Origin of the sequence: Pantoea sp. EABMAA-21 (genome assembly GCF_030053335.1) — a bacterium.
Taxonomy (GTDB): domain Bacteria; phylum Pseudomonadota; class Gammaproteobacteria; order Enterobacterales; family Enterobacteriaceae; genus Pantoea; species Pantoea communis.
Window position 1 is genome coordinate 16,118 of sequence record NZ_JASGBX010000011.1, and the last position, 19,101, is coordinate 35,218.

General features: G+C 55.5%; 19 protein-coding genes. 11 read left to right on the top strand and 8 right to left on the bottom strand.

Going from position 1 to position 19,101, the window contains the following annotated elements; translation table 11 throughout:
* Window positions 1-203 precede the first annotated feature (203 nt).
* A complete protein-coding gene (locus QMZ65_RS16325) occupies window positions 204-1,184 on the top strand; it encodes a LacI family DNA-binding transcriptional regulator (RefSeq protein ID WP_160834617.1) in 981 nt (326 codons plus the stop codon).
* A 1-nt stretch (window position 1,185) separates the two neighbouring features.
* On the opposite strand, the gene QMZ65_RS16330 is transcribed toward QMZ65_RS16325, so the two are convergent.
* Window positions 1,186-1,788: a LysE family translocator gene (locus QMZ65_RS16330; protein WP_283216358.1), complete on the bottom strand. Its 603-nt coding sequence runs from the start codon at window positions 1,786-1,788 to the stop codon at window positions 1,186-1,188.
* Between the two features lie 60 nt (window positions 1,789-1,848).
* Here QMZ65_RS16330 and QMZ65_RS16335 point away from each other — a divergent pair, with 60 nt between their 5' ends.
* The 3 genes from QMZ65_RS16335 (at window position 1,849) to QMZ65_RS16345 (ending at window position 4,017) form a co-directional block, all read left to right on the top strand.
* Window positions 1,849-2,865, top strand: a complete 1,017-nt coding sequence (locus tag QMZ65_RS16335; protein WP_097119698.1) for a hydrolase — start codon at window positions 1,849-1,851, stop codon at window positions 2,863-2,865.
* Window positions 2,866-2,867: 2 nt separating this feature from the next.
* Window positions 2,868-3,086 carry a YheU family protein gene (locus tag QMZ65_RS16340; RefSeq protein ID WP_034820041.1) on the top strand — a complete coding sequence of 73 codons (219 nt, stop codon included), beginning with the start codon at window positions 2,868-2,870 and terminating at the stop codon, window positions 3,084-3,086.
* A gap of 61 nt (window positions 3,087-3,147) precedes the next feature.
* On the top strand, window positions 3,148-4,017 hold the full coding sequence (locus tag QMZ65_RS16345) for a phosphoribulokinase (RefSeq protein ID WP_034819573.1): 870 nt from the start codon (window positions 3,148-3,150) through the stop codon (window positions 4,015-4,017).
* A gap of 43 nt (window positions 4,018-4,060) precedes the next feature.
* Here the strand turns inward: QMZ65_RS16345 and QMZ65_RS16350 are convergent, their stop codons facing one another.
* A complete protein-coding gene (locus QMZ65_RS16350) occupies window positions 4,061-4,465 on the bottom strand; it encodes an OsmC family protein (RefSeq protein WP_034819576.1) in 405 nt (134 codons plus the stop codon).
* A 303-nt stretch (window positions 4,466-4,768) separates the two neighbouring features.
* Between QMZ65_RS16350 and crp the strand changes: the two genes are divergently transcribed.
* Window positions 4,769-5,401: a cAMP-activated global transcriptional regulator CRP gene (gene crp / locus QMZ65_RS16355; RefSeq protein WP_000242758.1), complete on the top strand. Its 633-nt coding sequence runs from the start codon at window positions 4,769-4,771 to the stop codon at window positions 5,399-5,401.
* A gap of 58 nt (window positions 5,402-5,459) precedes the next feature.
* Window positions 5,460-7,535 carry a YccS/YhfK family putative transporter gene (locus QMZ65_RS16360; RefSeq protein ID WP_097119699.1) on the top strand — a complete coding sequence of 692 codons (2,076 nt, stop codon included), beginning with the start codon at window positions 5,460-5,462 and terminating at the stop codon, window positions 7,533-7,535.
* Here QMZ65_RS16360 and argD read toward each other — a convergent pair whose 3' ends face one another.
* From argD to ppiA, 5 genes are all read right to left on the bottom strand, one after another.
* Window positions 7,536-8,756, bottom strand: coding sequence for a bifunctional acetylornithine/succinyldiaminopimelate transaminase (argD, locus tag QMZ65_RS16365; protein WP_160834621.1), 1,221 nt, complete (start codon window positions 8,754-8,756; stop codon window positions 7,536-7,538).
* 87 nt (window positions 8,757-8,843) lie between these two features.
* A complete protein-coding gene (locus QMZ65_RS16370; RefSeq protein ID WP_097119701.1) occupies window positions 8,844-9,419 on the bottom strand; it encodes an aminodeoxychorismate synthase component II in 576 nt (191 codons plus the stop codon).
* Window positions 9,420-9,460: 41 nt separating this feature from the next.
* Window positions 9,461-10,054, bottom strand: coding sequence for a putative adenosine monophosphate-protein transferase Fic (locus tag QMZ65_RS16375; protein ID WP_283216359.1), 594 nt, complete (start codon window positions 10,052-10,054; stop codon window positions 9,461-9,463).
* Window positions 10,044-10,208, bottom strand: a complete 165-nt coding sequence (locus QMZ65_RS16380; protein WP_097119702.1) for a YhfG family protein — start codon at window positions 10,206-10,208, stop codon at window positions 10,044-10,046. Before QMZ65_RS16380 ends, QMZ65_RS16375 begins: the two co-directional genes overlap by 11 nt.
* Window positions 10,209-10,306: 98 nt before the next feature.
* Window positions 10,307-10,879 carry a peptidylprolyl isomerase A gene (ppiA, locus tag QMZ65_RS16385; protein ID WP_034819591.1) on the bottom strand — a complete coding sequence of 191 codons (573 nt, stop codon included), beginning with the start codon at window positions 10,877-10,879 and terminating at the stop codon, window positions 10,307-10,309.
* A 262-nt stretch (window positions 10,880-11,141) separates the two neighbouring features.
* Between ppiA and tsgA the strand changes: the two genes are divergently transcribed.
* Complete coding sequence (gene tsgA / locus QMZ65_RS16390) at window positions 11,142-12,320, top strand: MFS transporter TsgA (protein WP_097119703.1); 1,179 nt, start codon at window positions 11,142-11,144, stop codon at window positions 12,318-12,320.
* Between the two features lie 92 nt (window positions 12,321-12,412).
* Here the strand turns inward: tsgA and QMZ65_RS16395 are convergent, their stop codons facing one another.
* A complete protein-coding gene (locus QMZ65_RS16395; RefSeq protein WP_283216360.1) occupies window positions 12,413-13,696 on the bottom strand; it encodes a cytosine deaminase in 1,284 nt (427 codons plus the stop codon).
* A 297-nt stretch (window positions 13,697-13,993) separates the two neighbouring features.
* Here QMZ65_RS16395 and nirB point away from each other — a divergent pair, with 297 nt between their 5' ends.
* From nirB to cysG, 4 genes are read left to right on the top strand one after another with little or no spacing between them, the layout of a single operon-like run.
* Window positions 13,994-16,534, top strand: coding sequence for a nitrite reductase large subunit NirB (gene nirB / locus QMZ65_RS16400; protein ID WP_283216361.1), 2,541 nt, complete (start codon window positions 13,994-13,996; stop codon window positions 16,532-16,534).
* A complete protein-coding gene (nirD, locus tag QMZ65_RS16405) occupies window positions 16,531-16,857 on the top strand; it encodes a nitrite reductase small subunit NirD (RefSeq protein ID WP_038644290.1) in 327 nt (108 codons plus the stop codon). Before nirB ends, nirD begins: the two co-directional genes overlap by 4 nt.
* A gap of 30 nt (window positions 16,858-16,887) precedes the next feature.
* Window positions 16,888-17,691: a nitrite transporter NirC gene (gene nirC, locus QMZ65_RS16410; RefSeq protein WP_283216362.1), complete on the top strand. Its 804-nt coding sequence runs from the start codon at window positions 16,888-16,890 to the stop codon at window positions 17,689-17,691.
* A 43-nt stretch (window positions 17,692-17,734) separates the two neighbouring features.
* The gene (gene cysG / locus QMZ65_RS16415) at window positions 17,735-19,099 is read left to right on the top strand and encodes a siroheme synthase CysG (protein WP_283216363.1); all 1,365 of its coding nucleotides are present in this window, start codon (window positions 17,735-17,737) and stop codon (window positions 19,097-19,099) included.
* Window positions 19,100-19,101: the final 2 nt, after the last annotated feature.

Below are 19,101 nucleotides of genomic sequence, written 5' to 3' on the forward strand. Positions count from 1 at the left end.
GTTTCTCCAGCGGCTGTAATTTCATAAAGGAATTAAAAATTATCCCTAATGAAAATCTGTTCTTAGATCAACATCGGGCAACGCTATGCGAAATGCGCAAATGCAAAGAAGGCGTAAAGACGGAAATATGTCACACGCTCACATAGCGACTGTGCTATTGATAGGCTTCTGATTTTTCACCTCTACTGGCGGTACTGAAATCCATGTCGATTGAGAAAGTTGCCCGTCTTGCTGGCGTGTCTAAAGCCACGGTTTCTCGGGTGTTGAACCAGCATCCCGGCGTGCGTACAGATACGCGAGAGAAAGTATTGGCGGCCATCAATCACTGTGACTATCAGCCCAACCTGCTGGCCCGCCAGCTGCGTACTGCCCAGAGCCATATGTTGCTGGTGTTAATTTCAGACATCACTAATCCCTTCTGCTCACGTGTGGTGCAAGGTATTGAAGCTGAAGCCGAAGCGCAGGGTTATCACATCTTGCTGTGCAATTCGGCCTCACAGTTGCCACGCGAAGCCGCTTATCTGGCGTTGTTAAGCGGTAAAGTGGTTGACGGTGTGATCACCATGGATGCCGCCGCCTGCTTGCAGCAGTTAAAAGGTTTGATTGGTGACGCACCCTGGGTGCAATGCGCCGAATACGATCCGGCCATTCCCGCCTCAAGTGTCACCATTGATAATAAAGAAGCGGCGTTTGAAACCGTGCGCTATCTGGCCAGCAAAGGTCGCAGACGTATTGCATTGGTTAACTGTGATATGCGCTATCTTTACTCGCATCAGCGTGAAAGTGGCTATCGCGAAGCGCTGGAACAGCTGGAACTGAATTGGGGTGGCGTGGCTTACGCGGAAAACATTTCGTGTGAAGCGGGCAGTGCCGCACTGCGTGAACTGCTGGCACGACCGGAGCGACCAGACGCCGTGTTTGCGGTCTCAGATGTGCTGGCGGTTGGCGTGATTCACGCCGCGCTGGAGGCCGGATTGCGCATTCCGGAAGATCTCGCTGTCGTGGGGTTTGATGGTATTCCCTTCACCAGCAGCCTCAATCCACCGCTGACCACCATCGAACAACCGATGAATCGGCTGGGTGCACGCAGTGTTCAGCTGTTACTGAACCGCATCCGCCAGCCGCACAGTGAAGTGGTGCGTGAGGTGTTACCCTGGAAGCGCGTTGAACGCGCCTCCAGCTAACTCAACGCCAGATCAGCAGTACACAGGCGGCAGTGAGCGCACCCATCGCCAGGTTGAAGATTTTCCACGCGCGCGGGCTGCGCAACAGACGGCCAATTAGCGAACCAAATCCCATCCAGATAACACCGGATACCACATTGACCAGCGCCATACCGATACTGATGGCGATCACCGAATGCAGATACGCATCGCCCGCCAGGCTAAAGCTGGCTACCGCGCCCAACGCCATCAGCCAGGCTTTTGGATTGATCAACTGTAGCAGGCCACCCTGCCAGAACGGCATCTGCTTGACGTTGGCATCTTCAGTTTCCAGCTTCTCGTACTCCGCGGTGGCAATTTTCCACGCCAGCCACAGCAGGTAGAGGCTACCGGCAATCTTCAGCACCATATGCAGAGAGGGATAAAGTAGGATCAAACCACCGATGCCAAATGCCACCATCAGCAACATGACTTGCATACCAATCATGATACCAATGAGCAGCGGGATGGTGCGCAGGAAGCCAAAATTAGCACCTGAGGCGGTAAGTAACATATTATTGGGCCCCGGCGTGATGGCCGCGACCCAAAGAAAACCCAACATTGATAAAAAAAGACTCAGTTCCATGTATATTCGGGTGCTCCTCACCCAGTAAAGCGGACAACCCATCGAAGCTATCAGCGAGTTATGCATCAGACAAGCCTTTACCCTAGCTATTTTGATCGCCTGAACGGCGAGCGATTTACACCGCTGCGCGGATTCAGTAACGCGCATCTGCAAACCCTGCTGCCGCGCATACTGCGTCGGCGCGTAACCCTGCGTCCGCACTGGCAGCGACTTGACCTGCCAGACGGCGATTTTGTCGATCTCGCGTGGAGCGAAGATCCGGCACAGGCGCGTCACAAGCCGCGCATGGTGATGTTCCATGGTCTGGAAGGCAGTTTCCGTAGCCCGTATGCGCATGGCCTGATGCAGGCGTGTCAGGCGCGTGGCTGGCTGGCGGTGGTGATGCACTTTCGTGGATGCAGCGGCGAGCCGAATCGTCTGGAGCGCATCTATCATTCCGGTGAAACCGAAGATGCGACCTTTTTCCTGCACTGGTTGCAACGCGAATGGGGCACGGTGCCGACTGCAGCAGTGGGCGTTTCACTCGGTGGCAATATGCTGGCCTATTTATTGGGCATGCAGGGGAATGATGTGCCGGTGGATGCCGCCGTCGCCATCTCGGCACCCTTTGCGCTCGAACCCTGCAGTGAAAAGCTCGATGCTGGCTTTTCTCGTTTCTATCAGCACTATTTACTGACCAAGCTGAAACAGAACGCTACGCGTAAACTGCTGGCCTGGCCCGGCACACTACCGGTGGAACTGAGCCAGCTGCGCGCATTTCGCCGCATTCGTGAGTTTGATGATGCGATTACCGCACGGGCGCACGGTTTTCTGGATGCCAACGACTATTATCAACGTGCCAGCGCTATGCCGCTGCTCACGGGCGTGCGCAAGCCGCTGCTGATCATCCATGCCAAAGACGATCCCTTTATGACCGATGCGGTCATCCCGCAGCCGGCGCAACTGTCGGCTTCCATTGAATATCAGCTGACACAACAAGGCGGGCACGTCGGCTTTGTTGGCGGTACGTTAATGAAGCCGAAAATGTGGCTGGAACAGCGTGTGCCTGACTGGCTTTCAACCTATCTGGATGTGTGATCGTGATTATTCCCTGGCAAGAACTTGAAGTCGCAACACTGGAAAACCTGATTGAAACTTTCGTGCTGCGCGAAGGCACCGACTATGGTGAGCAGGAGCGCAGCCTGGAACAGAAAGTCGCCGACGTGCGCCGCCAGCTGGAGCGCGGAGACGTTGTGCTGGTGTGGTCGGAACTGCATGAATCCGTCAACATTATGCCGAAAGGCGAGTTTCGCGGTTAATGCACCGCGCAGTAATTCGTGGTAACAATGCTCATCGCCCGACTTCACAGGGAGTTCTGTTATGTCAGCCAGGCATCCAATCATTGCCGTGACCGGTTCCAGCGGTGCCGGTACCACGACCACCAGCCTCGCCTTCCGTAAGATTTTCCAGCAGCTGAATCTGCATGCTGCGGAAGTGGAAGGTGACAGTTTTCACCGTTATACCCGTCCAGAAATGGATATGGCGATCCGTAAGGCACGCGATCTGGGCCGTCATATTAGCTACTTCGGTCCGGAAGCCAATGACTTCGGGCTGCTGGAACAGACGTTTAAGCATTACGGAAAAACCGGGCTAGGTGAATCGCGCAAATATCTGCACACCTACGACGAAGCGGTGCCGTGGAATCAGGTGCCGGGCACCTTTACGCCCTGGCAGCCGCTGCCGGAAAACACTGACGTGTTGTTCTATGAAGGATTACACGGTGGCGTGGTAACACAGCAGCACAACGTCGCCGAGCATGTCGATTTGCTGGTCGGCGTGGTGCCGATTGTCAATCTGGAGTGGATTCAAAAGCTGGTGCGCGACACCAGCGAGCGCGGCCATTCCCGTGAAGCGGTGATGGATTCAGTGGTGCGTTCAATGGAGGATTATATCAACTTCATCACGCCGCAGTTCTCGCGCACCCACATCAACTTCCAGCGTGTACCTACGGTGGATACGTCCAACCCATTTGCCGCACGTGAAATTCCGTCACTCGATGAAAGCTTTGTGGTGATTCACTTCCGTGGACTGGAAGGCATTGCTTACCCTTACCTGCTGGCGATGATCCAGGGCTCGTTCATTTCGCATATGAACACCCTGGTGGTGCCGGGCGGCAAAATGGGGCTGGCAATGGAGTTAATCATGACGCCACTGGTGCAGCGGCTGATTGAAGGTAAACGGATTGAATAATCCAGAAATTCTGTAGCGGCGGCCGTTTGGCCGCCCACTTATGTTATCGCTCAATCACTTCGTAACTGTGCGTCATTTTCACACTATTGCCGAGCATGATCGCCACCGAGCAATACTTCTCCGCCGACAGATCGACGGCCCGCGCCACCGCTTTATCGCTTAGCGCTGTGCCGCTAACGATAAAATGCAGGTTGATTTGCGTAAAAATACGTGGCGCTTCTTCCCGGCGCTCGGAGGTGAGTTTCACCTCGCAGTCAGCCACATCATTTCGGCCTTTTTGCAGGATCGATACCACGTCAATCGCGCTACAGCCGCCTGCTGCCATCAAAACCATCTCCATCGGGCTTGGCGCTTTGTCACCCGAGTTACCGTCCATTAATACCTGATGGCCTGATGAGGATTCTCCGAGAAAGGTCAGCCCTTCCACCCATTTCACTCGTGCCTGCATTATTCTTTCTCCTGAAGTGGCGGTTTTGCCGCCAGAGTACGCTTTCACTTGATAAACAGCAATCCAGACTCTTCCGCCTGTTGCTGAAGCGAGACAACAGAAGACAGCTTGCAAAAGCTGTGCTACAAACAGTGCTGAAAATATTTTCGTCATCACAGACGAAGGCGGGAAGAATCAAAAGCGTAGCTTAAGAATCACCCGGAAATAATTTTCCTTTACTGGAAACGCTCGACGATTACACCGCCTGACAGGGAAAACTGCCCCCTGTGTTTTGGGCACGATTACAACAGAGGATAATAGCGAATGGTTCTCGGCAAACCGCAAACAGACCCTACACTCGAATGGTTCCTGTCCCATTGCCATATTCACAAATATCCGTCCAAAAGCACGCTCATCCATCAGGGTGAGAAAGCGGAAACGCTGTACTACATCGTGAAAGGTTCCGTTGCGGTTCTGATCAAAGATGAAGAAGGCAAAGAGATGATCCTCTCCTATCTCAATCAGGGAGACTTCATTGGCGAACTCGGCCTGTTTGAAGAAGGCCAGGAACGTAGTGCCTGGGTACGTGCTAAGACTGCCTGCGAAGTGGCTGAAATTTCCTACAAAAAATTCCGTCAGCTGATTCAGGTAAACCCGGATATTTTAATGCGACTTTCGTCGCAAATGGCGCGTCGTCTGCAAGTCACTTCCGAGAAAGTGGGCAACCTTGCCTTCCTCGATGTGACGGGCCGTATCGCGCAAACACTGCTTAATCTGGCGAAACAACCCGATGCGATGACGCACCCCGACGGGATGCAAATCAAAATCACCCGTCAGGAGATTGGTCAGATCGTGGGTTGCTCACGCGAAACCGTGGGTCGTATCCTGAAAATGCTGGAAGATCAGAACCTGATCTCCGCACACGGTAAAACCATCGTCGTCTACGGCACCCGCTAATTTCTTATCACCCACGGCGTGATGGCAACATCGCGCCGTTTTTGTTTGCGATGAGCTGATGTGGCGCCGAATCATCTATCATCCTGAGGTCAACTACGCACTGCGGCAAACGCTGGTGCTGTGCCTGCCTGTGGCACTAGGCTGGCTGTTTGGCGATCTGCAAAAAGGCCTGCTGTTCTCCTTAGTGCCTGCCTGCTGCAACATGGCGGGTCTTGATACACCGCATAAGCGCTTCTTTAAACGCCTGATTGTTGGCGGCTCACTGTTTGCTACCGCCAGTTTCCTGATCCAATTTCTCACCAGTGACGCCATTCCGTTACCGCTGATCCTGTTTGTGCTGCCGCTGCTGATTGGCGTGACCGGCGAAATCAGCCCGCTGCACGGCCGCTTGTTGCCCGCAACGCTGATTGCTGCCATCTTTAGCCTCAGCCTGGTAGGACGCATGCCCATGTGGGTGCCGCCGCTGCTGTATATCGGCGGCACGCTATGGTATGGCCTGTTTAACTGGTTCTGGTTTTGGCTGTGGAAAGAGCAGCCGATGCGCGAAACGCTCAGTCTGCTATATCGGGAACTGGCGGATTATTGCGATGCAAAATACACCCTGTTGACGCAGCTTACCGATCCCGAGAAAGCGCTGCCGCCGCTGCTGGCGCGTCAGCAAAAAGCCGTTGACCTGATCACCACCTGCTATCAGCAGATGCACATGCTCTCTGCCAGCCGCGATAACAGCCACAAGCGCCTGACGCGGGCTTTCCAGGTGGCGCTTGATTTGCAGGAGCACATCTCGGTGAGCCTGCACCAGCCGGAAGAAGTGCAAAAGCTGGTCGAGCAGAGTCACGCCGAAGCGGTGATCCGCTGGAATGCCAAAACCATCTCTGCGCGTCTGCGCCTGTTAGCCGATGCCATTCTCTATCATCAATTGCCCGATCGCTTCCACATGGAAAAGCAGCTCGGCGCGCTGGAAAAAATTGCGCGCCAGCATCCCGACAATCCGGTGGGCAACTTCTGCTATTACCATTTCAGCCGCATCGCCCGCGTGCTGCGCACCCAGAAACCGTTATACACCCGTGACCTGATGGCCGATCGCCAGCGCCGTTTGCCGTTGTTCCCGGCGCTGCGCAGCTATCTGTCGCTCAAGTCCGCTGCATTGCGCACCGCGGCTCGTATTTCGGTGATGCTGATGTTCGGCAGTGCGCTGGCGCTGTTCTTTAATATTCCCAAGCCTTATTGGATTCTGATGACCATCATGTTTGTCAGCCAGAATGGCTACAGCGCCACACGGGTACGCATTCAGCACCGTGCGCTGGGCACCTTTGCCGGATTGCTGATCGCCGCAGGATCGCTACGGCTCGAAGTGCCCGAATCGATCACCCTGCTGTTTATGCTGGCCATCACCCTCGCCAGCTATCTGGTCACGCGCAAGTATTACGGCTGGTCGATGATTGGCTTCACCGTGACGGCGGTGTATTCGCTCCAGCTGTTGTCGCTGAACGGGGCGCAGTTCCTGCTGCCGCGCATGATGGATACCCTGATGGGCTGCCTGATCGCCTTTGCCGGTATGATCTGGCTGTGGCCACAGTGGCAGAGCGGATTACTGCGCAGCAACGCGCATGATGCGCTGGAGGCTTATCAGGAAGCCTTGCGGATGTTGCTGGGGCCGGAGCAATCTCCTGAAAAGCTGGCTTACCAGCGCATGAAGGTCAATCAGGCGCACAATGCACTGTTCAACTCACTGAATCAGGCATCGAGCGAACCGGGCTTCAACGCGCAGTACCTGAAAGATATGCGCATGTGGGTCACCCACAGCCAGTTCATTGTGGAGCATATTAACGCGATGACGATCCTGGCGCGTGAGCACACCATGCTGACGCCGAAGCTGGCGGAACGCTATCTGCAATCCTGTGAAATTGCGCTGCAGCGCTGTCAGCAGCGACTGGCGTATGACGGGCCAGGCAGTGACAGCAATATTCTGGAAGCGCCGGAGAATATGAATGAAGGGCCGGTAACGATTGTCGAGCAGCATGTGAAGCGCATCCTGCAACACCTGAATGTGATGCACACCATCTCTTCACTGGCCTGGAGCCAGCGACCGCATCACGGCCGCTGGCTGAAAGTTTTACGTCCGAAAGGATGATTACGCCGCCAGCACTTTCTCAATCGCTTTGGCGAAACGCGCCATGCCTTCTTCGATGTCAGTCGGCTCGATCACCAGTGACGGCACAAAACGAATCACATCAGTGCCTGCGGTCAGAACCATCAACCCTTCTGCTGCCGAGGCATTGAGGATATCGCGCGCTTTACTGGCGTGCTGTGGCTTCAGCGCTGCGCCAATCAGCAAACCTTTGCCGCGAATCTCACTGAAAAGATTATATTTGCTGTCAATCGCCTGCAGTGCCTCAACGAACTGCTGACGACGGGCTTCAACGCCACCCAGCACTTCAGGGGTGTTGATGATGTCCAGAGCCGTTTCAGCAATCGCACAGGCCAGCGGGTTGCCGCCGTAAGTGGTGCCGTGCACGCCGGGCGCCATCACTGAGGCGATTTCATTGGTGGTCAGCATCGCACTCACCGGGAATCCGCCGCCCAGCGCTTTGGCGGTGGTTATGATGTCTGGCTTGATGCCGTAATGTTCGTAGCTGAACAGCTTACCGCTACGACCCATGCCGCTCTGCACTTCATCCAGCACCAGCAGCGCTTTATGCTCATCGCACAGTGCACGCAGGCCCTGCATGAACTCTTGAGTTGCCGCCACCACGCCGCCTTCGCCCTGAATCGGTTCAACGACAATCGCGCAGGTGTGGTCATCCATCACCGCTTTCACCGCATCCAGATCGTTGAACGGTACATGCACGATATCCGCTGGTTTTGGACCAAAGCCGTCGGAGTATTTAGGCTGCCCGCCAACGGAAACGGTAAACAAGGTACGACCGTGGAACGCGTTGTGGAAGGCGATGATTTTGCTTTTGAACGGGCTGTGTTTTTTGCAGGCGTAATAACGCGCCAGCTTGAAGGCCGCTTCGTTAGCTTCCGCGCCGGAGTTGCCAAAGAAAACGCGATCGGCAAAGGTCGCTGCAATCAGTTTGCTCGCCAGACGCAGCGCCGGTTCGTTGGTGAACACGTTGCTGGTGTGCCACAGGGTTTCGCCCTGCGTTTTCAGCGTTTCCACCAGCGCCGGGTGGCAATGGCCTAAAGCAGTCACCGCGATACCGCCGGAGAAGTCGATATACTCTTTGCCCTGCTGATCCCAGACTCGGCTGCCCTTGCCCTTTACCGGCACGAACTGCGCTGGTGCATAAACAGGCAAAATCACGTTATCGAACGTTTCCCGGGTTACCGCTAGTTTTTCCGCTGCCATTGCTGACCTCATTGGGTTATCTATTGAGCTGAAGTGAAATTATAATCACAAAATATGCATAAAAAATCATACGAAGGCAAACATAAGTTACGCGTTGAGGAAATTAGCCAATAGCTGATGGCCCTGCTCGCTGAGGATGCTCTCAGGATGGAACTGCACCCCTTCTAAGGGCAGCGTACGGTGGCGGAAGCCCATGATCTCATCGGGCTCGCCATCACGCAGGCTCCAGGCCGTGACTTCGAATTCTGCGGGCAGCGTATCGCGCGCCACAATCAGTGAATGATAGCGCGTGACGGTGAGCGGATTATTAAGGTCGCGAAATACGCCTTGATGGGTGTGCTGGATAACAGAGGTTTTGCCGTGCATCACCTGACGAGCCCGCACCACCTGCGCGCCATAGGCTTGCGCAATTGCCTGATGGCCGAGGCAAACACCGAGAATCGGTAAGCGACCGGCAAAATGGCGGATGGCATCCAGAGACACACCGGACTGATCCGGCGTACAGGGACCAGGTGAAATCACCAGATGCGTCAGCGGCAACGCATCCATCTCCGCCAGCGTGATGGCATCGTTACGCACCACGCGCACTTCTGCGCCCAGCTCACAGAAGTACTGGTAAAGATTCCAGGTGAAGGAGTCGTAGTTATCAATTAACAGCAGCATAGTGCCCTCAGGCCAGTCAAACCGCCGCTATTCTACGCATTTTACCGTGCGGGACTCACCACTTTCGCAAACTGTGTCGTCAGCGGTGCCAGATCGCCCGACACACCAGCAAACAGCGCGGTACGCCACGCTTCTCGTTCCAGCTTATCCCACGTCAACAGGTAACCGGCGTGCAGCGCCAGCTGTTCAAAGAAAATGCGCTGCGTGCGGCCATTACCCGCGCGGAACGGGTGTAATACGAAGATTTCACAATAATAATGCGCCAGCCGCGCGACAAACTCATCCTGCGTCAGGTTTGTCAGTTGTTGTTCATCTTCCAGCGCGCTCATCAGCGCATTGCCCTCTTTCTCGATGTATTCGCAATGGCAATAGGGTGTCTCATCACGCCAGATATCGATGCTGCGTAACTCCCCTGCCCAACTGTAGAGATCTTGAAACAGCGTGCGATGAATATGGCATAACCAGGGCATACCGGTGCTGCGCGGGCCGAGTTCCAGTGTCGCCAGGCGTGCAGCGCTAAACGCCAGCTCCGCTTTACGCAACTGCGCTTCATCATGAATATCGAGACGATTTTTCAACACCGTGTCGTTGTGCCAGACATAAGGGTCGCGCACGGCCAGACTGTTATCCGCCATATTGCCTCCTTAGTGACTCAAGTCGCTCTTCATACTGCTCAGCGCTGATATCGCTGAGTACGTAGCCGGCAAGACGGCAACTGGCCTGATAACTGGCCATGCGGCGCTGTTGCCACAGGGTGGCTTTCTGTTTTTCGGTGAGTTGGCTGGTCATTGCGCCTCCGACAAGCAATTTGCCCTAAGTATAAGAGCTAATTTTAGCTTTGCCGGAGAGCAGCAGAACGCACCGACGAGTGCCGGCGCGTTAATTCATTAAGGCAGGACTTTCGCAGACAGGATAACAATCGGTTTTGACGGCACATTTTGGTACGGGCCGACATCTTTGGTTGGTACCTGAGCAATCTTATCGATCACATCCTGGCCTTTCACAACTTTACCAAATACCGCATAACCGAAGTCACGTTGACCGTGATCGAGGAAGGCGTTATCCGCGACGTTGAGGAAGAACTGGCTGGTCGCACTATCTTTATCTGCAGTACGCGCCATAGAGATGGTGCCACGCAGGTTACGCAAACCGTTGTCGGCTTCGTTTTTGATCGGTGCCACGGTCTGCTTCTGCTGCATATCCGTGGTGAAACCGCCGCCCTGGATCATAAAACCCGGGATCACACGGTGGAAGATAGTGTTGTTGTAGAAACCGTTGTTGACGTAGTCGACAAAGTTTTTCACCGAAACCGGGGCTTTCTGGTTGTTCAGTTCGAGTTCGATATTGCCCGCAGAGGTGGTGAGCAGCACATGGGTATCCCCTTTGGCTGCCAGAGCGGTAGCGGATACAGAAGAGAGCGCTAACAGGGCGACTGCCGCTGTCAAAGTACGTTTAAACATGAAAGATTCCTTACCATGGAGTGCAAGCTCAAAAACGAGATCGATTGTAAAGAGCAAGTTATACAAGAGCCAGCGTTTTACCGATATTTACGCTGATGTTGCGATTGTCATACTTTTTGAGGTGCGCAATCATTTGCGTGACGAAAATCACACTATTAATGAAATATTTAGCGCTCGTTACACTCGTTGTTTATTAAGATCACAGTTGCATTTACAATTCATGACACTTTTTGCCAATCCCGGCGCATCACAGGTTCAGAACATGACAAACCGTAATCGCATTGGCCTTACCTGGATCAGCTTTTTCTCCTACGCGCTCACCGGCGCGCTGGTGATCGTTACCGGTATGGTACTGGATAATATTGCCCAATACTTCCAGTTGCCCATCTCAGAAATGAGCAACACTTTCACCTTCCTGAATGCCGGTATCCTGGTCGCGGTATTCCTTAACGCCTGGCTGATGGTGATTGTGCCGTTGAAACGCCAGCTGATTTTTGGCTTTGTGCTGATGATCCTCGCGGTGGCAGGCCTGATGACCAGCCATAACCTGACCGTCTTCTCGCTGTGCATGTTTGTGCTCGGTGTGGTCAGCGGTATCACCATGTCGATCGGTACCTTCCTGATTACCCATCTGTACGATGGTCGCCAGCGTGGCTCGCGCCTGCTGTTCACCGACTCCTTCTTCAGCATGGCCGGTACCATTTTCCCGATCATCGCCGGTGTGTTACTGGCTCGCATGCTGCCGTGGTATTGGGTATACGCCTGCATCGGTGTGATTTATATCGCGATCTTCGTCCTGACGCTGATGGTGGAATTCCCGGAGCTGAAAAGCGAAGCAGCCGTACAAGGCGGCGAGAAAGAGAAATGGGGCATCGGCGTGTTGTTTCTGTCTATCGCGGCGCTGTGCTATATCCTCGGTCAGCTGGGCTTTATCTCCTGGGTGCCAGAGTACGCCACCAAATCGATGGGCATGGATATTGCGGCGGCTGGTCAGCTTGTCGGTAACTTCTGGACCGCGTACATGGTCGGTATGTGGGTGTTCAGCTTCCTGCTGCGCTTCTTCGATCTGCAGCGCATCCTGATGGTGTTGGCGGCTCTGGCGACCGGTTTAATGTACTGGTTTGTCACCACCAGTGACGCCAGCATGCTGCACTGGATCATTATGATTCTCGGCTTCAGCTCCAGCGCTATCTACACCACCATCATTACGCTGGGCTCGCTGCAAACCAAAGTCTCTTCGCCGAAGCTGGTGAACTTTATCCTCACCTGCGGCACCGTCGGCACCATGCTGACCTTCGTGGTCACCGGCCCGATTGTGGCGAAAGGCGGCGCACATGCAGCGCTCTCTACCGCCAATGGCCTGTATGCCGTGGTGTTTGTGATGTGCGTGCTGCTGGGCTTTGTGACCAAACATCGCCAGCACGGCCATATTACGCACTAATCGGTGACGTGCAGGGGTGAACGTTCACCTCTGTTGCCTGGCTCAGTAGCAAGAGAGTGCGCAGTGATGCGCACTCTTTTTTTATGCAGCGACTATCGTCGGAATGTCACCGCTTCCGCCTCACCCAAATAGATTTCACTGCTCGCGGGCTGCGTTGCCGCCACCACGCTTCCCTGCCGTATCGAATAGCGCACAGGCACTTGTCTGCGCACCGCATCAAAGCCACTTTCAGCCGGCAGAATAATCAGACTGGCATGGTCACCTACCGCCAGACCGTAATCCTTCAATTGCATCGTCTTCGCGCTGTTAGTGGTGATCAGGCTCAGGCCATTGTCGATCTGCTCGTAGCCCATCAACTGACAGACATGTAATCCCATATGCAGCACCTGCAGCATGCTGGCGGTGCCGAGCGGATACCAGGGATCAAACACATCATCATGGCCAAAGCAGACGTTAATATCGGCTTCCAGCAACTCCTTCACCCGCGTGATGCCACGGCGTTTGGGATAGCTGTCAAAACGGCCCTGCAGGTTAATGTTCACCAGTGGGTTAGCGACAAAATTAATCTTTGAAAGCTTGAGCAAGCGGAATAAGCGCGAGGTGTAGGCGTTGTTGTAGGAGTGCATCGCCGTGGTGTGGCTGGCGGTGACACGTTCGCCATTGCCATCACGATGTGCCAGTGCCGCCACGGTTTCGACAAAGCGCGACTGCTCATCATCAATCTCATCACAGTGCACATCCACCATGCTGTCATAACGGTTAGCGAGCGCGAAGGTTTTATGCAGTGATTCAACGCCATACTCGCGTGTGAACTCGAAGTGCGGGATGGCGCCCACCACATCGGCGCCGAGACGCAATGCCTCTTCCAGCAGCGCTTCACCATTTGGATAGGAGAGAATCCCCTCCTGCGGAAACGCCACGATTTGAATATCGATCCATGGCGCCATTTCCGCCTTTACTTCCAGCATCGCTTTCAGCGCGGTGAGAGTGGGATCGGAAACATCAACATGGGTACGCACATGCTGAATACCGTTGGCAATTTGCCACTTCAGCGTCTGCTGTGCGCGCTGTTTAACATCATCATGGCTAAGCAGCGCCTTGCGCTCCGCCCAGCGTTCAATACCTTCAAACAGGGTGCCGGACTGATTCCAGGCAGGCTGCCCGGCGGTTTGCGTGGTGTCGAGATGGATATGCGGTTCGATAAAGGGGGCACTTGCCAGCCCTCCTTCGGCATCCAGCGCATCATCCTGCTGCGTGATTTGCGGTGGCTGGGGGCGTAATGCCGTTATTTTGCCGCCGTTGATTTCCATCTGCCACAGCCCCTGCTGGCCGGCCAGACGCAGGTTGTTGATCCACTTTAGTGTGCGATTCGCCATGCCTTCCTCCCGTTTTAAGCCACAGGTTAAGCTAGCATGAAAATCTTTCCGTCTGTGCCATAGGTTTTTAGTCTGCCAAAATGACCATGCAAAAAAGCCCTCAGATCAGTTTGTAGCAGCGACACTGATGGTAACCGATGCTGCACAATATCCAATCAAATAAGCCACTTATCATTTTCGTTCAAAATCAATTACATACCTCTAAATAGGTATATGGCCGTGCGCTTGATGTGCATCAATAAGCGCCTGATATTGCGCGCTATCGTAAGCGCAGATACCGCAATTTTTGAGGCAAGCATGAGCAAGCACAGTGTCGTGATTATTGGTAACGGCATGGTCGGCCACCGCTTTATAGAAGAACTGATCGACAAAGCCGAACCCGGACAATTTGCCATTACCGTCTTTTGTGAAGAACCGCGCGTCGCCTATGACCGCGTCCACCTTTCCGCCTACTTCTCCCATCACACCGCGGAAGAGCTGTCACTGGTTCGCCCCGGCTATTACGAAAAACATCAGGTCAACCTGCTGATCGGTGAGCGGGCGATTACCATCAACCGCGATGAAAAACTGATTCACTCCAATACCGGTCGCGCGGTGCATTACGACACGCTGATTTTTGCCACCGGCTCTTATCCGTGGATACCGCCGATAAGAGGCGCCGAAGGCAGTGACTGCTTTGTCTATCGCACCATCGAAGATCTCAACGCCATAGAAGCCTGTGCCCGCCGCAGCCAACGCGGTGCCGTGATTGGCGGCGGTCTGCTAGGTCTCGAAGCGGCAGGCGCACTGAAAAACCTCGGCATCGAAACCCATGTCATTGAGTTCGCGCCCGGATTAATGGCGGAACAGCTGGATGCGCAAGGTGGCGAGCAACTGCGTCGTAAGATCGAACAAATGGGTGTGCGCGTGCACACCGGCAAAAATACCCAGCAAATTGTGCACCACGCTAAAGGCGGTAAGACGCTGGAATTCGCCGATGGCAGCGCGTTGGATGTCGATTTCATCGTGTTCTCCACTGGCATTCGTCCGCAAGACAAGCTGGCAAAACAGTGTGGGCTGGAAATCGGCCAGCGTGGCGGCATCGCCATCAACGACCGCTGCCAGACGCGCGATCCGGCAATTTATGCCGTCGGCGAATGCGCAGCCTGGCAGAACCGGCTATTCGGCTTAGTCGCGCCGGGCTACAAAATGGCACAGGTCGCCAGCGATGCGTTGCTGGGACGCGACAGTGCCTTTTCCGGTGCCGATATGAGCGCCAAACTTAAGTTGCTGGGCGTGGATGTCGGTGGTATCGGCGATGCGCATGGCCGCACGCCGGGCGCGCGCAGCTATATGTGGCTCGACGAACAGAAGCACATTTACAAACGCCTGATCGTCAGTGAAGACAATCGCACGCTGCTCGGCGCGATATTGGTCGGTGACACCAGCGATTACGGCAATCTGCTACAGCTGGCGCTGAATAACATCGCGCTGCCCGATAATCCTGAAGGTTTGATTTTGCCAGCAGGCAGTGGCGAGAAGCCGGTGTTGGGAGTCGATTCCCTGCCGGACAGCGCGCAAATCTGCTCCTGCTTTGATGTCAGCAAAGGCGATATCGTCAAAGCGGTGCAAGCCGGTTGCCACACCGTGGCGATGCTGAAAAGCGAAACCCGTGCCGGCACCGGCTGCGGCGGCTGCATTCCGCTGCTCACTCAGGTGCTCAACGCGGAACTGAGCCGTCAGGGCATCGAAGTCAACAACCACCTGTGCGAACACTTCCCCTATTCACGCCAGGAGTTGTATCACCTGATTCGTGTCGAAGAGATCACTTCCTTCGATGCCTTACTGGCGAAATACGGTCAGGGTTATGGCTGTGAAGTGTGTAAACCCACCGTGGGTTCGCTGCTGGCATCCTGCTGGAACGACTATGTGCTCAAGCCACAGCTCGCGCCGCTACAAGACAGCAACGATCTGTTCCTCGGCAATATCCAGAAAGATGGCACCTACTCGGTGATCCCACGCTCGCCCGGGGGCGAAATCACGCCAGAAGGGTTGATGACGATCGGTGCGGTGGCGCGCCAGTACAACCTTTACACCAAAATCACCGGCTCACAGCGTATTGGCCTGTTTGGTGCCCAGCGTGATGACCTGCCTGCCATCTGGTCGCAGCTGATTGATGCCGGATTTGAAACCGGCCAGGCGTATGCCAAAGCGTTGCGCATGGCAAAAACCTGCGTGGGCAGCACCTGGTGTCGCTATGGCGTTGGCGATAGCCTCGGTTTCGGCATCGAACTGGAGAACCGCTACAAAGGCATTCGTACACCGCACAAAATGAAGTTTGGCGTCTCGGGCTGCACGCGCGAATGTGCGGAGGCGCAGGGCAAAGATGTCGGCATCATCGCCACGGAAAAAGGCTGGAATCTGTATGTGTGCGGCAACGGTGGCATGAAGCCACGCCACGCCGATCTGCTGGCCGCGGACCTGGATCGCGATACCCTGCTGACTTATCTCGACCGCTTTATGATGTTCTATATTCGCACCGGTGACCGCCTGCAACGTACCTCGCTGTGGCTGGAAAGCATGGAAGGCGGTATCGACTATCTGCGCAGCGTGATTATCGATGACAAACTCAGCCTGAATACGCAACTGGAAGCTGAACTGGCGCGACTGCGGGCTGAAGTCGAGTGTGAATGGGCTGCGACGGTGAACGATCCCCGGCAGCACATCCACTTCAGCACCTTCATCAACAGCGATCAGCGCGATCCGCTGGTGCAGCACGTCGCTCAGCGCGATCAGCACCGTCCGGCAAGCCCTGCCGAGCGTATTGCCATCACCCAGATTGAGGAGATAGACGCATGAGCCAGTGGCATTCCGTGTGTGAACTCGAACAAATCCTGCCTGCCACCGGCGTCTGCGCGTTGGTAAAAGGCCAGCAGATTGCCATCTTCCGTCCGCATGATGATGAGCAACTCTATGCGCTGAGTAACATCGATCCTTTCTCCGCAGCCAGCGTGCTGTCACGCGGCCTGATTGCCGAACATCAGCACACGCTGTGGGTCGCCAGCCCACTGAAAAAACAGCGCTTCCGTTTAAGCGACGGCGTCTGCCTGGAAGATGCCGCCCGTTCCGTGGCGAGCTATCCGGTGCGCGTTACTGCGGGCCAGGTCGAAGTGTGCGCCTGACAGAATTCTTTTACTTTATGAGACGTCACTATGTTTACTGACACCCTGAATACCTGCGCCGCCAACGCGGCGCGCATTGTGCGTACGGCGCAGCACAGCCCGCTGGCCTTCTGGATCAGCTCGGCGATGGCAGGCGCTTACGTCGGCCTCGCTATCATCCTGATTTTTACTCTCGGCAACCTGGCCGATCCTGCGTGGCGGCCGCTGATCATGGGCGCCACCTTTGGTATCGCTCTGACGCTGGTGATCATTGCCGGGTCGGAGCTGTTTACCGGCCATACGATGTTCCTCACCGTCGGCGTCAAAGCCGGAACCATTAGCCAGGGCCAGATGTGGTGCGTACTGCCGCAAACCTGGCTGGGTAATCTGATTGGCTCGGTGTTTGTCGCCCTGCTCTACTACTGTGCAGCCGGTGCGATGCTGCCCAATGCAGGCGCACTGATTCACAGCGCGGCGCTGGCGAAAACCACGCAACCGGCAATGGCATTGTTCTTTAAAGGGGCGCTGTGCAACTGGCTGGTGTGTCTGGCGATCTGGATGGCAGTTCGCACCGAAGGCACGGCAAAATTCATTGCCATCTGGTGGTGCCTGCTGGCCTTTATCGCCTCCGGCTATGAACACTCGGTAGCGAATATGACGGTCTTTGCACTGTCGTGGTTTGGTCAGCATAATGCCGACCTGACCTTGAGCGGCATCGGTCATAACCTGCTGTGGGTGACGCTGGGTAACATGTTCTCTGGCATGGTATTGATGGGCCTTGGATACTGGTACGCCACGCCACAGGCTCAGCGGCCGCAAGTGGCGCCACAAGCCACTGCGCTCAAATCGGTTTAACGTTTTTAAGCCCGCACATTGCGGGCTTTTTTGAGGATGAGCGATGGACTATTTTCCGCTGTTTTGCCGTCTGCGAGGCAAGCGTTGTTTATTGGTCGGCGGCGGCGATGTAGCCGAGCGCAAAGCGCGCCTGCTGCTGGATGCCGGTGCCGATCTGCACGTTGGCGCAGTGCAATTCTCTCCTGCGTTTCAGCAGTGGGCTGAACAGGGAAAGTTGCACCTATTGCCCGGCACATTTGAAGAGCAGTGGCTGGAGGGCTGCTGGCTGGTCATTGCCGCCACCGACGATGACGCTGTGAATCAGCAAGTGGGCGATGCCGCCGAAGCACGCCGCATCTTCTGCAATCTGGTGGATGCACCGCAGGAAGCCAGCGCTATCATGCCGTCGATTGTCGATCGCTCCCCGCTGATGATTGCGGTGTCCTCCGGTGGCCGCGCTCCGGTGCTGGCGCGCCTGATGCGGGAGAAGCTGGAAGCGATGCTGCCGCAGCATCTGGGCCAACTGGCTTCACTCGCTGGCACACTGCGCAGCCGGGTGAAGAAAACCTTCGCCAGCATGGGACAGCGCCGGGCATTTTGGGAGCGCTTCTTTGCCAGCGATCGTCTGGCGCAAACGCTGGCGAATGGTGACAAGCCACGCGCCGATCATATCGCTGATACGCTGTTCGATGCGCCGCTCTCCCAACAAGGTGAAGTGGTGCTGGTGGGCGCGGGTCCAGGCGATGCCGGATTATTAACGCTGAAAGGTTTGCAGTGTATCCAGCAGGCCGATGTGGTGGTGTATGACCGTCTGGTGTCCGAACCCATTCTCAACCTGGTGCGCCGCGATGCTGAACGCATCTTCGTCGGTAAACAGGCCGGGCATCACTGCGTGCCGCAGTCGCAAATCAACCAGTTACTGTTAGAGCAGGCTCAGAGCGGCAAGCGCGTGGTACGGCTGAAAGGCGGCGATCCCTTTATTTTCGGTCGCGGTGGTGAGGAACTAGAGGTACTGGCACAGCACAACATTCCGTTCAGCGTGGTGCCAGGTATTACCGCCGCCTCCGGTTGTGCCGCCTACAGCGGCATTCCGCTGACGCATCGCGACCATGCGCAGAGCGTGCGCTTTGTCACCGGTCATCTGCAACAACAGGGCGAAATTGAGTGGAGTAAGCTGGCGGCAGAGCAGCAAACGCTGGTGTTCTATATGGGGCTGAATCAGGCACCCGAGATCCAGCGCCAGCTGTTGCAGCATGGCATGGATGCGGCGATGCCGGTCGCCATCGTGCAGAACGGCACCACGCCAGAACAACAGGTGGAAACCGCGACGTTAGCCGAACTCAGCACGCTGGCGCAGCAGTTTGCCAGCCCGGCGCTGATTATTGTCGGGCGCGTGGTCAGCCTGCGCCGCCAGTTACGCTGGTTTTAAAC

Excerpts from the sequence above, each read along its gene's own strand:
- QMZ65_RS16325 (WP_160834617.1), top strand. The coding sequence starts at position 204 with ATGTCGATTGAGAAAGTTGCCCGTCTTGCTGGCGTGTCTAAAGCCACG.
- QMZ65_RS16330 (WP_283216358.1), bottom strand. The coding sequence starts at position 1,788 with ATGGAACTGAGTCTTTTTTTATCAATGTTGGGTTTTCTTTGGGTCGCG.
- QMZ65_RS16335 (WP_097119698.1), top strand. The coding sequence starts at position 1,849 with ATGCATCAGACAAGCCTTTACCCTAGCTATTTTGATCGCCTGAACGGC.
- QMZ65_RS16345 (WP_034819573.1), top strand. The coding sequence starts at position 3,148 with ATGTCAGCCAGGCATCCAATCATTGCCGTGACCGGTTCCAGCGGTGCC.
- QMZ65_RS16350 (WP_034819576.1), bottom strand. The coding sequence starts at position 4,465 with ATGCAGGCACGAGTGAAATGGGTGGAAGGGCTGACCTTTCTCGGAGAA.
- crp (WP_000242758.1), top strand. The coding sequence starts at position 4,769 with ATGGTTCTCGGCAAACCGCAAACAGACCCTACACTCGAATGGTTCCTG.
- QMZ65_RS16360 (WP_097119699.1), top strand. The coding sequence starts at position 5,460 with ATGTGGCGCCGAATCATCTATCATCCTGAGGTCAACTACGCACTGCGG.
- argD (WP_160834621.1), bottom strand. The coding sequence starts at position 8,756 with ATGGCAGCGGAAAAACTAGCGGTAACCCGGGAAACGTTCGATAACGTG.
- QMZ65_RS16370 (WP_097119701.1), bottom strand. The coding sequence starts at position 9,419 with ATGCTGCTGTTAATTGATAACTACGACTCCTTCACCTGGAATCTTTAC.
- QMZ65_RS16375 (WP_283216359.1), bottom strand. The coding sequence starts at position 10,054 with ATGGCGGATAACAGTCTGGCCGTGCGCGACCCTTATGTCTGGCACAAC.
- QMZ65_RS16380 (WP_097119702.1), bottom strand. The coding sequence starts at position 10,208 with ATGACCAGCCAACTCACCGAAAAACAGAAAGCCACCCTGTGGCAACAG.
- ppiA (WP_034819591.1), bottom strand. The coding sequence starts at position 10,879 with ATGTTTAAACGTACTTTGACAGCGGCAGTCGCCCTGTTAGCGCTCTCT.
- tsgA (WP_097119703.1), top strand. The coding sequence starts at position 11,142 with ATGACAAACCGTAATCGCATTGGCCTTACCTGGATCAGCTTTTTCTCC.
- QMZ65_RS16395 (WP_283216360.1), bottom strand. The coding sequence starts at position 13,696 with ATGGCGAATCGCACACTAAAGTGGATCAACAACCTGCGTCTGGCCGGC.
- nirB (WP_283216361.1), top strand. The coding sequence starts at position 13,994 with ATGAGCAAGCACAGTGTCGTGATTATTGGTAACGGCATGGTCGGCCAC.
- nirD (WP_038644290.1), top strand. The coding sequence starts at position 16,531 with ATGAGCCAGTGGCATTCCGTGTGTGAACTCGAACAAATCCTGCCTGCC.
- nirC (WP_283216362.1), top strand. The coding sequence starts at position 16,888 with ATGTTTACTGACACCCTGAATACCTGCGCCGCCAACGCGGCGCGCATT.
- cysG (WP_283216363.1), top strand. The coding sequence starts at position 17,735 with ATGGACTATTTTCCGCTGTTTTGCCGTCTGCGAGGCAAGCGTTGTTTA.